Annotated in this window: 13 protein-coding genes; 8 read left to right on the top strand and 5 right to left on the bottom strand. The window is 58.7% G+C overall.

Annotation, left to right across the window (positions count from 1 at the left end):
- Window positions 1-73 precede the first annotated feature (73 nt).
- A complete protein-coding gene (locus JZX87_RS15950; protein ID WP_206826707.1) occupies window positions 74-637 on the top strand; it encodes a hypothetical protein in 564 nt (187 codons plus the stop codon).
- Between the two features lie 55 nt (window positions 638-692).
- Here the strand turns inward: JZX87_RS15950 and JZX87_RS15945 are convergent, their stop codons facing one another.
- Window positions 693-1,625: a VOC family protein gene (locus JZX87_RS15945; RefSeq protein WP_206826706.1), complete on the bottom strand. Its 933-nt coding sequence runs from the start codon at window positions 1,623-1,625 to the stop codon at window positions 693-695.
- 119 nt (window positions 1,626-1,744) lie between these two features.
- Here JZX87_RS15945 and JZX87_RS15940 point away from each other — a divergent pair, with 119 nt between their 5' ends.
- Entirely contained in the window at window positions 1,745-2,644 is a 900-nt protein-coding gene (locus tag JZX87_RS15940; RefSeq protein ID WP_148146996.1) for a LysR family transcriptional regulator, read from the top strand.
- A 19-nt stretch (window positions 2,645-2,663) separates the two neighbouring features.
- Here JZX87_RS15940 and JZX87_RS15935 read toward each other — a convergent pair whose 3' ends face one another.
- Together JZX87_RS15935 and JZX87_RS15930 are read right to left on the bottom strand one after the other, a co-directional pair.
- Window positions 2,664-4,343, bottom strand: a complete 1,680-nt coding sequence (locus JZX87_RS15935; RefSeq protein ID WP_286194743.1) for an acyltransferase — start codon at window positions 4,341-4,343, stop codon at window positions 2,664-2,666.
- A 56-nt stretch (window positions 4,344-4,399) separates the two neighbouring features.
- On the bottom strand, window positions 4,400-5,266 hold the full coding sequence (locus tag JZX87_RS15930; protein WP_286194741.1) for an SMP-30/gluconolactonase/LRE family protein: 867 nt from the start codon (window positions 5,264-5,266) through the stop codon (window positions 4,400-4,402).
- Window positions 5,267-5,527: 261 nt separating this feature from the next.
- Here JZX87_RS15930 and JZX87_RS15925 point away from each other — a divergent pair, with 261 nt between their 5' ends.
- The gene (locus tag JZX87_RS15925; protein ID WP_206826705.1) at window positions 5,528-6,265 is read left to right on the top strand and encodes a FadR/GntR family transcriptional regulator; all 738 of its coding nucleotides are present in this window, start codon (window positions 5,528-5,530) and stop codon (window positions 6,263-6,265) included.
- Between the two features lie 32 nt (window positions 6,266-6,297).
- Here the strand turns inward: JZX87_RS15925 and JZX87_RS15920 are convergent, their stop codons facing one another.
- Together JZX87_RS15920 and JZX87_RS15915 are read right to left on the bottom strand one after the other, a co-directional pair.
- A complete protein-coding gene (locus JZX87_RS15920; protein WP_206826704.1) occupies window positions 6,298-7,086 on the bottom strand; it encodes a discoidin/SUN/FTP domain-containing protein in 789 nt (262 codons plus the stop codon).
- A gap of 10 nt (window positions 7,087-7,096) precedes the next feature.
- Window positions 7,097-8,884: a heparinase II/III domain-containing protein gene (locus tag JZX87_RS15915; RefSeq protein ID WP_206826703.1), complete on the bottom strand. Its 1,788-nt coding sequence runs from the start codon at window positions 8,882-8,884 to the stop codon at window positions 7,097-7,099.
- Between the two features lie 222 nt (window positions 8,885-9,106).
- Here JZX87_RS15915 and JZX87_RS15910 point away from each other — a divergent pair, with 222 nt between their 5' ends.
- Genes JZX87_RS15910 through JZX87_RS15890 form a run of 5 tightly spaced genes read left to right on the top strand, consistent with a single transcriptional unit; the run spans window position 9,107 to window position 13,946 of the window.
- Window positions 9,107-10,051 carry a carbohydrate ABC transporter permease gene (locus tag JZX87_RS15910; protein WP_404945559.1) on the top strand — a complete coding sequence of 315 codons (945 nt, stop codon included), beginning with the start codon at window positions 9,107-9,109 and terminating at the stop codon, window positions 10,049-10,051.
- Between the two features lie 3 nt (window positions 10,052-10,054).
- Window positions 10,055-10,891, top strand: coding sequence for a carbohydrate ABC transporter permease (locus tag JZX87_RS15905; RefSeq protein ID WP_148146983.1), 837 nt, complete (start codon window positions 10,055-10,057; stop codon window positions 10,889-10,891).
- A 4-nt stretch (window positions 10,892-10,895) separates the two neighbouring features.
- Window positions 10,896-12,068, top strand: coding sequence for a glycoside hydrolase family 88 protein (locus JZX87_RS15900; RefSeq protein ID WP_206826700.1), 1,173 nt, complete (start codon window positions 10,896-10,898; stop codon window positions 12,066-12,068).
- A 12-nt stretch (window positions 12,069-12,080) separates the two neighbouring features.
- A complete protein-coding gene (locus JZX87_RS15895; RefSeq protein ID WP_148146979.1) occupies window positions 12,081-13,190 on the top strand; it encodes an ABC transporter ATP-binding protein in 1,110 nt (369 codons plus the stop codon).
- Window positions 13,191-13,214: 24 nt separating this feature from the next.
- A complete protein-coding gene (locus JZX87_RS15890; protein WP_206826699.1) occupies window positions 13,215-13,946 on the top strand; it encodes a DUF624 domain-containing protein in 732 nt (243 codons plus the stop codon).
- The last annotated feature ends 28 nt before the right edge of the window (window positions 13,947-13,974 follow it).

The raw sequence follows: 13,974 nt of genomic DNA, 5'->3' as shown, positions 1-13,974 counted from the left end.
GACCCTGCAACCTTTCTCAATACCCGCCACGAACGGCACAGAAGCTGCCGATACGGGAACAAGCGAGACGCATGTGAGTGAAGCATTGCCGGTCGGCGAGAGGATTGCTGAATATTTCGGGACAGACAATGCCCGATTGATGATGACGAGACCGCTGCGGCGAGCGGAGCTTTCGATTACTCATCTCTGGCGGAATTATGAGGATGGTGACCAGCCGGTTATCCTGCCGGCTGACGATGCCTTTCTCGTCGTTCTCTATCTGACCGATGTCGAGCATCGCGATGTCTGGCCGGACAGGCCTGCGGCACCGATAAAGTCTTATCCGAAAGGCTCCATCTGCCTGATCAGCCTGAGACAGGGAGCGGGCATTGCGATACGCGGCGGCTTCGAAGCGCTTGTCTTCCATATTCCACGTCAGCACCTGGTGGAACTTGCCGACGAGGCGGGCGAACCGCGCGTCGAAGATCTGTTGATCTGTCGGGGGATCGAGGACCGGACGGTGCAGAATATCGGCGCGGCCCTGATGCCGCTTTTCGATATGGCCGACGATGTGCGAGACCGGCTGCTTGTGCATGTGGCGCTGGCGTTCAACGCCCATATTGCCAAGCGCTACGGACGCTCCCGGCATAAACATTGAAACGCCGCGGTCACTGGGACACGCGGCGTCTCAATTTTTGTTGTTCTACCAGCCGTTACGCGGCCAACGGCTCAAGATTGGCCTCAATGCGGTCGCGGAAGGGCTCGTACTGGGTCGGCAGCTTCAGCACTTCGCCGAGATGAGCCGTGTCTTCGTCACGGTTGAAGCCAGGCTCGTTCGTGGCAATCTCGAACAGCACGCCGCCCGGCGTGCGGAAGTAGATCGCCCAGAAATAGTCACGGTCGATGACCGGCGTCACCTGATATCCAGTATCCATCAGCGCCTTCCTGACTTCGAGCTGCTTTTCGCGATTGTCGACGGCAAAGGCGATATGATGCACCGATCCTGCACCCTGACGGGCAAATGGCGTCTTCGGCAGGGAGACGAGATCGATCGTATCGGCACCGTTGCCACCGGGGATGATGAAGCGCGTAACATCGCCTTCCGTCTCGGCACGCTGATAGCCCATGAAGCCGATCAGTTCTTCCGTCGCCGCCGTGTCATGCAGGTTGAAACGTGCACCGGCAAAACCGCGGATCGCCGCATCATCGGGGATCCCTTCCGCAAGCCAGGGCTTACGGCTGTCATCGGCCGATTCGATCAATGCCAGCGCATCGCCATCCGGCCCCATGAAGCGCAACCGGTTGGAACCGAAGACGGTATCGGTTTCAAGCCCGCTGACGCCCTGTGCAGCAAAACGCTCCTGCCAGAATTTCAATCCGCCCTTGGGGATCGAAAACTGGGTTTCGCCGACTTCGCCGACGCCCGGGCGGCCAAGCATCATGTGCTGGAACGGGAAATAAGTCATGACCGTGCCGGCCGAGCCTTTTTCGTCACCGTAATAGAGATGGTAGACGCTCGGGTCGTCGAAATTGACGGTCTGCTTCACCCGGCGCAGGCCGAGCGTTTCGGTGAAGAAGCGGTTGTTCTGACGGGCATCCGACGCCATAGACGTGACGTGGTGCAGTCCCTTGATATCCTTGATCATCTGAGTGCCTTTCTTTCTGGGCGTTCGTCTGTGTTCGTGGACAGAGATTTAGGCCGATTGATCAGCGTGCGGAATTGCAATATTGCTTTCGATTGAGTTGCAATTTTTGAAATAATCAGATGAACGATTACAAAGCCCTCAGGATCTTTCTGCTTGCCGCCGAAAAGCGAAATTTCGCCCAGGTGGCCCGCGAACTCGACATGACGCCGGCGGCGGTGACGCGCGCCATTGCGGCACTGGAAACCGATCTCGGCGTTCAGCTTTTCGTCAGAACCACAAGGCAGGTTTCACTGACGACGGACGGCGCGGTTTTTGCGGCGCAGGTCCAGCCGGCCATAGAGTCGCTTGAAAATGCCCGCCGGGATGTGATGAACGCCCACAAGACCGATGAGGGACGACTGCGGATCAGCGCGCCCACATGGTTCGGCAAGGCAGTGCTGCCGCCGATCCTCTCCGGTTTCAAGGAACGGTATCCGAAGATGAGCTTCGAGATCTCGCTCTCCGATGGTCTCGTCAACATCGTCGACGACGATTACGATCTGGCGATCCGTATCTCGTCGCAACCGTCAGACAAATTCACCATCTGGCGCAAAATCCGCGTCGTGCCGCGCATTCTGGTCGCGGCCCCCGGCAGCCGGTTTGTCGACATGCAGCATCCGAGCGAGCTTTCGCCTGACGATTGTCTTGCCTATAGCGGCGAGAGCCGGCGGGAGAACTGGGTTCTGTCGGATGGCGGGTCGAGCATGACGATCTCAGCCGGTCGGGCTTTCAGCGCCAATAATGGCGAAGTGCTTGCAGACATGGCGGCCGATGGCGCCGGTGTTGCGATGCTGCCCGGCTTCCATATTGCCGAACATCTGAGAACCGGTCGCCTCGTTCATGTGCTGCAGGGCTGGGCACCGCCGGAACTTTGGCTGACGCTTTATTATCCGCCCTATCAAGCCCTGCCACCGCGCATCGCCTCCTTCTCGAAATTCTTCGAGGAGCAGGTTGCGTCCTACATGGTCATGCTCGATTGAGGATCGACCTGCGACCGGGCTAAATTCCCAATCCGGCCGCACGGGTGCGATGCACGCCTTGCGGCGCGAAGGCGAATTGGTCCTTGAGGCCGAGAAGATCGGCGGCCAGATGCAGGGTCGAAAGCCACATTTCGGTGCCCTGCAGGCCGGCCTGCTGACCATCCGCGAAGGCGAAACCCGTTCCCGCCTGCCAGCGCTCCGGCGCACGCAGGATGATGGTTTCCGCAATGGCTTCCGCCTGGGCGCGCATGAAATCCGTTTGTTTCAGGCAAAGCCAGAGCGGGTGGATCGTATCGAGCAGGTTGCAGGCGTTGTAGTTTTCGGCGGAAAAGCCCTCATAATTCCGATAATGGGCCAGAACCGAATTGATCGCAGCCTCCGGATGCGGAACAGGCAAACCGAATTGCGCATAGCTTCCGCGTGTGAGGCGATAGAAACCGTTGATCGGCTGGAGAAGCCCCTGCTCCGCAGTCGGCCCGCCCCAAAGGCCGGTGGCGCGGTCGACATGGGTTGCCAGCCATCCGAACAGAACCTCTCGTCCCCTGCCTCGCCCCTTGCCACTTTCGAAATAGCGCGCATTGAAATAGAGCGCCGTCGCGATGCCATCGATGCGATCGCCACAGCGCCAGGCTCGGTTCTTCCACGGCAATGCGTCCAGCCAATCACATAGGGAAACCACATCCATCTCAGCACTGGCGATCGGATATTGCGGTTTGGACCCAAGAATTTCGAGGGCGTAGCCGACTGCCAGCACGTTATAGAGTGAGAGGTTATCCTCCAGAACCGGCAGAGACGGATCGGCGGGTGTGTAGGGATCGGGAAACAACCCGGTCTGCGAGTCCTGCATCGATTGCAGGCGATCGAGGATCGCCTTTGCCTCGTCGCCGGAAGGCGGAGTACCAAAACCTGCGGCAATTTCGATCGCGTCGCATTGATGCCGCGCACTCTCGCTGGCGACACCGCTGGCATCCGGCGAGACATAACCTTCAGGCCGGCGATAGTGGCTCAGAACGTCCCGCCACTGGCTTTCCGCCATGTCGCTGATCGAACGAAGTGCTTTTTCCACCTCGCTCCGGCGGGATTTCGCAGATACCGGCTTTTCCCCACGACGGCGGACAAGCTTTGCGGGCACGCCGGCCATGATCGCCAGCGGCGGCACATCCTTGTTGACGACAGCACCCGCCGCGATCACCGCTCCATTGCCGATCGTCACGCCATCGAGAACGACTGCATTGGCGCCGATCCATACATCGTCGCCGATGACGATACCCTTGATCTCGTGCGGCTGGTCATTGATGGGCGTATCCGGGTCATCGAAGCCGTGATTGAAGCCGACGATCGAGACTAGCGAGGCAATACGTACGCCGTCCCCGAAACGAACCTTTCCCGAAATGCAGACATAGGCATTGACCGAGCAGTTCGAGCCGAGTTCGATATCTCCGCGAACGAGCGCATTGGCCGCAATCCAGGACCGGTGGCCGACGGTGAGCGACGTGGTGAAGATGCGGGCGTCTTTGGCTATATAAGCCGTGTCGGCAATCTGCGCATTGGCGGAGCGCGCAAGCTTCTGCTTCAACGCCCTTTGGTCGGCACTGTCGGTTTCGGCCGGTTGGCGCTCCCAGGTCATGAATTCCAGCCGCGCCTTGCGCTTCATAACCCCCTCGTCAGCATCAGGATCTGCGTGCGTTGCGTGGTTCATCCGATTTTCCTATTCATGCCTGCAGCATCAAGTTCAGTCTGCCGGAGCAACAAGTGTCAGCCCAGGATCACCTGCGGCTCGCTCACTCCGCGCACCGAGACTTTGCGCTCGAAGGTCATGCCGGCCAGCGGCTCGGCCTCGCGCGCTTCGGCGCTCATGCCCTGACAGGCCGATGTGGCAAAAAGGCTCTGCATATCCGCACCGCCGAAAGCCGGGCACGATATGCGCGTCGCCTCGAAATATTCGGCAGCGATCTCCTCTCCGCTGTCCCATGCGTAACAGGCAACGCGGCGCCCGCCCCACTGGGCACTCCACAGATTGCCGGCGGCATCGATCACCGCGCCATCCGGATTGAGACCGGCCCCGGTCAGGTCGACGAACAGATCCGGCTCGCCCGACGGCCAACCCTGCTCATCCAGCCGGACGCGCCAGATCTTTTTCAGGCGGGTATCGGAGAAATAGGCGAGCGAGCGCTCTGCGTCGAAGCAGATGGCATTGGTGATGCTGATCCTGTCGAAGACAATGCGGAACTCGCCGCGCCAGTAGCGCCAGATTGCCCCGGCTTCCTGTTCCGAGCGCTTGCCCATCGTGCCGATCCAGAAACCGCCATAGGGGTCTGCTCGCCCGTCATTGGAGCGCAGGCTTGGATCATGCGGGAATGCAGCCACAGACGCGCGCTTTCCCGACACGAGATTGAAGCTCGAAAGGCCGCTCTCTCCCGCAATCAGCAATTCATCGGTGGAAAGCCAGCCGGCCGCCGACACGTTTTCACCGAATGCCCATTCAAGCGGCTTGTCGCCGTCCCGGCTCAGGAGCAGATTGTTGACGATATCGAACCAGAAAAACTGCTGACGCTGCGGATGCCAGAAGGCACCCTCCCCGAGTTCGCAACGACGCTGATCGAAAATGTCATTCATGGCCATGACGCCTGCATCCTCCCGAAATGCTGCCGCGCATGTCATCATATGACTAAAATGGCTGCGCTCGATTTCGAGAGATACAGCAGACAAATACCTGCGTCCAGCTTTCGTTTCCCTCAACTTAAAAGCGTCAATTGGACGCAAAACCTCTGGAGATCATCTTTCTGCGATTGATAATAATTGAAATTTGTCATACCTATTTAGGAAGCATGCGGATATGTCGGAAATCGGTTCGACCTATCCGCGGTATCGCGAGGAACAGCTGTGACGGTCCAGACCAAGGTTCGGCAAAAGGGACCGGGATCACTGGTTTCAAAAGTGGGGGCAAGCCTACGGCACGCCATTTCGAGCGGGCAGTATTCGCCCGGGCAGAAATTGCCGAGCGAGGTGGAGCTGACCGAAACCCACAAGGTGAGCCGCACGGTCATTCGTGAGGCCGTTGCCGCGCTCAAATCGGATGGCATTGTCGAGGTCAGGCAAGGTGCAGGTATTTTCGTGCTCGATCCAGCCTTTCAGATGACACCGGCCCGAATTGTCGACAAGGCACGCGTATCGTCCGATCTCGAAGTGCTGGAAGTCCGCGCACCTTTGGAAATCGAGGCGGCCGGCCTTGCCGCTGCGCGTCGCTCGCCCGCGCAGGAAGAGGCGATCTTCGAATGTCACAGGCAGGTCCTGCGCTGCATCGAGGAAGATGAATCGATCCGTGAGGCCGATCTGGCGCTTCACGTTGCAATCGCCGAGGCGACCAACAATCCGCTGTTTCGCCAGCATCTGGAATTTCATGGCACCGCCGTCATCCCTCAATCACGCCCGCTGCCGGACCCGGATTTTGCCGAGCAGACCGCCTATCGCCGCCTGATACACAAGGAACACGAAGCTATCGTCATGGCGATTTCAGATCGCGACGAAGAGGCCGCACGCAACGCCATGCGCGACCACCTGAGAGGCAGCCAGGCCCGCTATCGCGAACTGCTACGCAACTCGCGTGCCATCCCCGGCTGACCCTCGCTGACCAACCGGGACTAACGATAGGCTCAGCCTATATCGCGACCCCATACTTCGATCTGCGTCAATGCCGGGAAGGGCGACGGGTCCTCGGCCTTGATCAGGCTATGCAGCTTGACCCACTCCACCTGCTGTTCTTCGATCCTGAAACTCTGCGCATTGCCGGTTTTCACCAGAGGAAAGCTGTGTACCTGTCCGCTCGAGAGCGTGACGCTGGCATTTTTCCACCAGGCATCATGCGGGAAATCGGCACGCAGATAGAGTACGATCTCGTCCACCTTGACGGGCCGGCCGAACTCGACCGTCAGTTCCGCTGCCGGGTCCATGTTGATGCCCCAGCTGGTATAGGGCCAGCGGCCATGGTCATCATTGGCCTTTTCGCCATCGATGGCATTTCGGGCGGCAAACTGGGTCTCGCCGCGGGTCTGGACGTTTGCTTCTGCATGCGGAAACAGCGTTTTATTGCCCTTGTCATCCCACGGATTGAGCGCGAGATTGCGGCGCTGCGCCACCTCTTCCGGGCGCGCCTTGCGGACATGCAGGCGATGTAGCTCGCCATCGAAAGCGCGGGGCGAATAGGGCGCACGGCGGATATCGAAGGGAACAGCGAGAGCGTAATCCCTGCCCTTCAGGTAGACGAGTGTCGGGCTCATCGCATCATCGAGCGCAAGCACGACATGCCCCGCTTCCGAGGCTTCGACAACCACATAATCCCCATCTTCGTAGGCGCCGCGAAAGATCAGAAACGCTTCGTCGCCATTTGCCGCCTCAGCGCGTACCACGCCGCTCGCGCCGATCACCTTCAGTCTCAGTTCCATTCCGTCCTCCTCAGACGATCTGCAATTTCAGCTGCTTGCCGATAAGCGGAATGCGCAGCCGATAAATTTTCGAGGGCCATGAAATCGCCAGGCGAGCATCGTCGATCTCGATCGCCTCGATCTCGACTTCTCCGCCTCCCTCGATCTCGATGCGGCCCAATTCGCCCACATGAACCGAATCGCCACGAAGAACCGGCTCATCGCAGGTCATCAGCGACAGGACAGCGGGCAAGTCTCCATCGTGGACATCGGCGATCTCCACACCATGGCCGCGGCGCAGGGAAACCTTGCGGCGATAGGCGCGCAGCCTTGCCTCTTGCGGATAGGCAGCGGCGATATCGAGCGAGATCTCCGCAACTTCGGCCGAAAATTCCGCCTGCATGTCGCGCGCGGCAAAGGCCGCACCGTCCGACTGCATAACACCACCGAATGTCGGAAGATTGTGGAAGGCGGACTGCATCGTCCAGATCTCGTAACGCCAGGACGAAAACGTCCTCGCCGTATAGGTCTCGACACCGACATCGATCAGGAACGGCTGACCGTCCTTGTAGAGTGTGACGCTGCCGACATCGTTGTGATTGTGGCTTTCGCCATTATTTCCGCCCTTGACCGCAAGCGCAAAACGATCGTCGCGGGCAATATACAGTCCGATACCGGGATAGGCGGCATCGCCAGCAGGCTGCGCCGATGCATCAGGTCTGGCCACATTGGTCAACAGCTCCTGAACGCGATACCAGAGGTTCCATTCTTCCGGCAGATGCGGCGCTACGCTTGTTGCGCGATCCCTTGCTGCAAAGTCCGCAAGCGCATCCGATCCGACAGCCTTGCCGAACAGATATTCGCGAGCTGTGCAGGGATCTATGACGGCAGCGGAATCGGCGAAATTGAAATAATAGCGGCCGTCCACATGCATATGGAGTATGTATTCCGCCATGTTGCGGATCTTCGGTGCACCCCAAAGCAACAACATGGAGCCGGGCGCGACCGTATCCAGGATCGTCATGGCGCCGAACATGCAAAGAGCGGCGTGCCGGTAATAGACCACGCCCTCCTCGCAGGCGCCGTCTTCCGCATAATCCTTGATGAAGCAATCGAGGCTGCCGAGCGCTTTTTCCACGACACGGCGCTTCAATTGATCATCGGTATCGAGACTGAAGGTCGCGAGGAGAACGTTCTGGGTAATCCAGGCCGTCCAGTTGTTCATGCGCTCCGCACCGTTGCCCATCCACCAAAAATGAGTCCCGAGATAGGGGGCGAGAATTCGAACATGCACTTCATGTTCGATGCGGCGTCGGACGATGGGGCTGACCTCATCCAGCGGCCCGCCGAGGAGAGCGGCCACGGTGGCGAGCAAAGCACCGGTTTCGGCGGCGAAAAGATCGATGACCGGACGCTCGACATCCGGCAAGGCATGGCGCACGCCGCCGCGCTCATAGGAATTATGCGCCGGAAGCTGCCAGCCGCTTTCCTCACAGATCAACATGACGCCATCGACGATCGACGGCAAAAAGCGGCCTGCGCCCTCGACCAGTTCGCCAAGCACAAGATCGTTCAGCATCCGCCGACGGGAGAAATACAGCGCCTCGAAATCCGCCCTGTTGCCGGTAATCGAGAATTGCCGGTAGTCCTCGGCCCTGATCACCGACCATCTGCGACCGGATGCCGCTTCGGCATCATTGAGCACATGCGCCTTCAATTCATCGGCGACGCCCCGCCATGCATTTCGATCATCAAATCGAGCACCGGGGAGAAACTCTGGGAAAACCGAAGGGATGTGCGCTGCAGCCTCGCGAAACATCGTTTCCTCCTGCCATCAAAACTGCGTGAGACATCGCCTATCATATGTATTTTGGCTTTTCTACAGAATTCATATTATCCATTTAGAAGTTGTTTGACCAATGTCGTGGATATGATATGTCGATCGTGGGAGGAGGCACGGAAGGCAGATCAATTTTTTGCCGTGCATCTGCGGATAGGCTCACGAAGAAGCGTTGTCTGCGGCATCTTTTCTCGGAGGAGTATGATGGCTAACTCTACCTTTGCCGCCGGCGACACGCCGATCGTGACGAGACGACGCAAGGTCGTGTCCAGACGTCGTCGCAGGGCGCAGGACGCGCTCGTCGCCTATTCCTTCATTGCCCCGAATTTCCTAGGCTTTGCCGTCTTCACGCTTGGCCCGATTCTGTTCGCCTTCGTGCTGGCCTTCATGCACTGGGACGGCAGCAATGCCATGACCTTTGCTGGCCTCGACAATTTCTGGCGACTTTTCGAGGACAAGGCGTTTATCGCCGCCTTTTGGAACACGATCATCTATACGGTGGTCTCAGTGCCAGCGACGCTTGCCTGCGCGCTCGGCCTTGCCATCCTTCTGAACCAGAAAATCCTCGGTCGCGACTTTTTCCGCACCGCGATGTTTTTCCCCTACGTCGCCTCGCTGGTAGCTGTGGCAGTCGTCTGGAACATGATCTTCAACCCCGAAATGGGGCCGGTGAACATGCTTCTCTACACGCTCGGGCTTGACCCGAAGGATATGCCAGGCTGGGCCGCCGACCGCCACTGGGCGATGGTCACCGTGATCCTGTTCGGCGTGTGGAAGAGCATGGGCTATTTCATGGTCATCTATCTGGCCGGCCTGCAGGGCATCAATTCCGAGCTCTATGAGGCCGCCGATCTCGATGGCGCCAATGCCTGGCAGAAATTCCTTTATGTCACCGTGCCGCAGCTGGGCCCGACGACCTTCTTCGTCACCGTGATGCTGACCATCCAGTCATTCAAGGTGTTCGACCAGATCTACATGATCACGCAGGGCGGTCCCGGCACCTCGACCCTCGTACTCGTCTATCACATCTATAACGAGGCATTCGTCTCCTGGGATCTCGGTTATTCCAGCATGATCGCGCTCGTCCTGTTCTTCCTCGTGCTGGGTATCACCGTCATCCAGTTCCGCCGCCAGAAGGAGGACTGAGCCATGCGTATTGCCGGCCAGAAACTCACCGGGAAACTCGCCGCCATCTATATGACGGTGATCCTGATCACCATAATCATGCTGCTTCCCTTCGCCTGGATGCTGTCGGCCTCGCTGAAACTGAGCAGCGAAGTCTTCGTCTTCCCGATCGAATGGATCCCGTCCAACCCGCAGTGGCAGAACTACGTCGATATCTGGACTAAGATTCCGCTGGCGCTGTTCATCTACAACACATCCAAGCTGACGATCATCGTCACGCTGATGCAGCTGTTCACCTCAAGCTTCGCGGCCTATGCCTTTGCCAAGCTGGACTTCCCCTACAAGAACGCGCTGTTCCTGGGCTATATCGCCACCATCGCCATGCCATGGCAGGTCTACATGGTGCCGCAGTTCCTGCTGATGCGGGAGTTCGGCCTCAACAACACGCACCTGGCGCTGATCTGCCTTCAGGCCTTCACCGCCTTCGGCGTGTTCCTGATGCGCCAGTTCTACATGTCGATCCCGACCGAGCTTTGCGAAGCAGCCCGTATCGACGGCATGAACGAATACCAGATCTGGGCTAAGATCATGCTGCCGCTCTCCAAGCCGGCACTTTCCACGCTGACGATCTTCACCTTCGTCACCACCTGGAACGATTTTCTGGGGCCGATGATCTACCTGACCAAGACCGAGTTGAAGACCATCCAGATCGGCCTGCGCATGTTCATCTCGCAATATTCGGCCGAATACGGGCTGATCATGGCCGCCTCCGTGGTGGCGCTGATCCCGGTCCTGATCGTCTTCCTGTCGCTGCAACGCTTCTTCGTCGAAGGCGTCGCATCCTCCGGTCTGAAGGGTTAAGTTCATGAATGCCGTTTCCTCCATCGCTCCGCAGCCGATTACCGATGAAGAGGTGAAAGCTGCTCTCGACGTCGCTGTGGCGCAGATCCGTCGCAATCTGACGGAATTTACCTACAGCGCCCAGAACCATTCGAGCGTGAACAATTTCTACCCGCCCGTTGCCAACAACCAGTGGACTGCCGGTTTCTGGCCGGGCGAAATCTGGCTGGCCTTCGAGCATACCGGCGACAAGACCTTTCAGTATGCGGCGCAGATCCAGGTGCAGAGCTTTCTGCACCGGATCGAAAACCGCATCGAAACCGACCACCACGACATGGGCTTCCTCTACTCGCCTTCCTGCATCGCCGCATGGAAACTGGTGGGGGATGAGGATGGTCGCAAGGCAGCGCTGCTGGCCGCCGACCAGCTGATCGAGCGTTACCAGCCGATCGGCCAGTTCATTCAGGCCTGGGGCCGCAAGGGCGTGTCGGAGGAATACCGCTACATCATCGATTGCCTGCTGAACCTGCCGCTGCTCTATTGGGCAACCGAACAGACCGGCGACCAGAAATACCGCGATATCGCGCTGATCCATGCTCGCACGACACTGAAAAACTCTGTGCGGCCGGATGATTCCACTTACCACACATTCTATATGGACCCGGTGACCGGCGCGCCGGTGCGCGGCGCCACCAAACAGGGTTATGCAGACGACAGTTTCTGGGCGCGCGGTCAGGCCTGGGGCGTAGCCGGCATGGCGTTTTCCTATCGTTACGAGCGCATCGACGAATATCGCGACACGTTCGACCGGCTTCTGGCTTTCTATCTGAACAAGCTTCCGGCGGACATGGTGCCCTATTGGGACATGGTGTTTTCCGACGGCGACAACGAACCGCGCGACACGTCGGCGGCCTCGATCGTTGCCTGCGGTCTTCTGGAAATGGCGGATCTTGTCGGTGGCGAGGCGGCCGATCGTTACCGCGATCTCGCCCGCCGGATGATCAAAAGCCTTGCCGATCATTACGCCGTGAAAGATCCCGCGATTTCGAACGGGTTGGTCCTGCACGGCACCTATTCCAAAAAATCTCCCTACAACACCTGCCGCGGCGAAGGCGTCGACGAGTGCGTGTCCTGGGGTGACTATTATTACATGGAAGCCCTGACGCGTCTGTCGCGTTCGTGGTCTTCATACTGGTGAGAGAGTAAACCGATGGCCAGCATTTCACTGAAGAAATTGAACAAGACCTACGGTGCACTGACCGTTGTTCATGACATCGATCTGGAAATCGCCGACAAGGAATTCATCATTCTGGTCGGCCCGTCCGGTTGCGGCAAATCCACGACGCTGCGCATGATCGCAGGTCTCGAGGAAATCTCCGGCGGCGAACTGATCATCGGTGGCGATGTGGTCAACGACGTGCCGTCCAAGGACCGCGACATCGCCATGGTGTTCCAGAATTATGCGCTTTACCCGCATATGACGGTCTACAAGAACATGGCGTTCGGCCTTCAGCTCAGGAAAGCCTCGCGTGAGGTCATCGACCAGAAGGTGCAGGAAGCGGCAAAAATCCTCGACATCACGCATCTTCTGAACCGCAAGCCCAAGGCGCTTTCCGGCGGACAGCGGCAGCGCGTGGCGCTGGGCCGCGCCATGGTGCGCAATCCCGAAGTGTTCCTGCTCGACGAGCCGCTCTCCAACCTCGACGCAAAACTGCGCGGCACGATGCGCGCCGAGATCACCAAGCTGCACAAGCGGCTGAACTCGACCTTCATCTATGTGACCCACGACCAGATCGAGGCTATGACCATGGCCGACCGTATCGTCGTCATGGCCGACGGCCATATCCAGCAGGTCGATACGCCGCAGAACCTCTACGACCGCCCGATCAACATGTTCGTGGCCGGCTTCATCGGTGCACCGCAGATGAACATGCTGCCTTCGAAGATCGAGAAGCGCGGCGAAGGTTATGTCGCCGTGTTCGATGGCCGCGTGCTGCCTATCCCGGCAAGCTTCGACAAGGCCCGCATCGCCCCTTATGAAGGCAAGGAAGTCATCGTCGGCATTCGCCCGGAAAACTTTCACGAACTGGCGCCGGGCGACATCAACCCGGACAATATCGCGCCGTTCGACGCCGTGGTCGATCTTGCAGAACCGATGGGGTCCGAGATTCATCTCAACATCACCGCCGGAAACAAGGCGATGACCGTTCGTGTCTCGCCGCGCTTCAAGGCGAAGACGGGCGAAACGGCAAAGCTGGTTGTCGATACGACCAATATGCAGCTGTTCGACAAGGAAACGGAACGCTCGATCCTCTATTGAGGAGATCGAGTCTGGAGGAAGGCCATGCAGTGGCTGCGGGACATGTGGACGAAGGAAGGGCCGGGCATTCCGAAGAATGCGCCGCAAAAGACCGGCCTTGCCCTTTTCGGCCAGACATTTGCCCGTGAATGGTGGGAGATGGTCAAGCTGAACATCCTGTTCATTCTGGCTGCCCTTTTTATCATTCCGCTGCCGGCCGCACTCGCAGCCATGGCCTTTGTCTGCGTCGCCTTTGTCGAGGACCGTAACACCTATCTGCTGCGCGATTTTCTCGAGGCGCTGCGCCGCTATTTCTGGCGTGCAACGATCTGGGGCCTGCTGTTTGCTACAGCCATCGGCCTCGGTGGTTATGCCGTTGCCACATACGCATCGGCAGCGCGGGAAAATCTGATGATGGCAGTGCCGCTGGCAATCGCTTTCGTCGTCACCCTCTTCCTCTGCATCACCGCATGCCATCTGCTGGTCCTGATGGTGATGCGCGATATACCCGCCAAAAAACTGCTGCAGCTTTCGGCTGTCGCTTCGATCATCCGGCCACTGCCGGTGATGGCAGCGCTGTTTTTCGTGGCGGGCCTGTGGCTTGCCCATATCGCATTTTATCCGGTGTCGGTGTTCATGCCGGCCACACTCAATTTTTCTCTCGGCATGTTTGCCATCGCCTTTGCCGCGCACAGAGCGGCCGTGATGGTGCTTGCCCTGCCTGTTGCGACACAGCCCAACCTTCAAACAGAGGCGGCAGCCGCAAAGCATATCTGAACCAGAGACAATCCAGGGAAGGAGAAAC

Origin of the sequence: Agrobacterium sp. Ap1, from assembly GCF_017313375.1 — a bacterium.
GTDB lineage: Bacteria > Pseudomonadota > Alphaproteobacteria > Rhizobiales > Rhizobiaceae > Neorhizobium > Neorhizobium cellulosilyticum.
Note: the sequence above shows the minus strand (reverse complement) of the source record. Positions and strands in the feature narration are given on the sequence as shown.

Excerpts from the sequence above, each read along its gene's own strand:
- JZX87_RS15945 (WP_206826706.1), bottom strand. The coding sequence starts at position 1,625 with ATGATCAAGGATATCAAGGGACTGCACCACGTCACGTCTATGGCGTCG.
- JZX87_RS15940 (WP_148146996.1), top strand. The coding sequence starts at position 1,745 with ATGAACGATTACAAAGCCCTCAGGATCTTTCTGCTTGCCGCCGAAAAG.
- JZX87_RS15935 (WP_286194743.1), bottom strand. The coding sequence starts at position 4,343 with ATGAACCACGCAACGCACGCAGATCCTGATGCTGACGAGGGGGTTATG.
- JZX87_RS15930 (WP_286194741.1), bottom strand. The coding sequence starts at position 5,266 with ATGGCCATGAATGACATTTTCGATCAGCGTCGTTGCGAACTCGGGGAG.
- JZX87_RS15920 (WP_206826704.1), bottom strand. The coding sequence starts at position 7,086 with ATGGAACTGAGACTGAAGGTGATCGGCGCGAGCGGCGTGGTACGCGCT.
- JZX87_RS15915 (WP_206826703.1), bottom strand. The coding sequence starts at position 8,884 with ATGTTTCGCGAGGCTGCAGCGCACATCCCTTCGGTTTTCCCAGAGTTT.
- JZX87_RS15910 (WP_404945559.1), top strand. The coding sequence starts at position 9,107 with ATGATGGCTAACTCTACCTTTGCCGCCGGCGACACGCCGATCGTGACG.
- JZX87_RS15905 (WP_148146983.1), top strand. The coding sequence starts at position 10,055 with ATGCGTATTGCCGGCCAGAAACTCACCGGGAAACTCGCCGCCATCTAT.
- JZX87_RS15900 (WP_206826700.1), top strand. The coding sequence starts at position 10,896 with ATGAATGCCGTTTCCTCCATCGCTCCGCAGCCGATTACCGATGAAGAG.
- JZX87_RS15895 (WP_148146979.1), top strand. The coding sequence starts at position 12,081 with ATGGCCAGCATTTCACTGAAGAAATTGAACAAGACCTACGGTGCACTG.
- JZX87_RS15890 (WP_206826699.1), top strand. The coding sequence starts at position 13,215 with ATGCAGTGGCTGCGGGACATGTGGACGAAGGAAGGGCCGGGCATTCCG.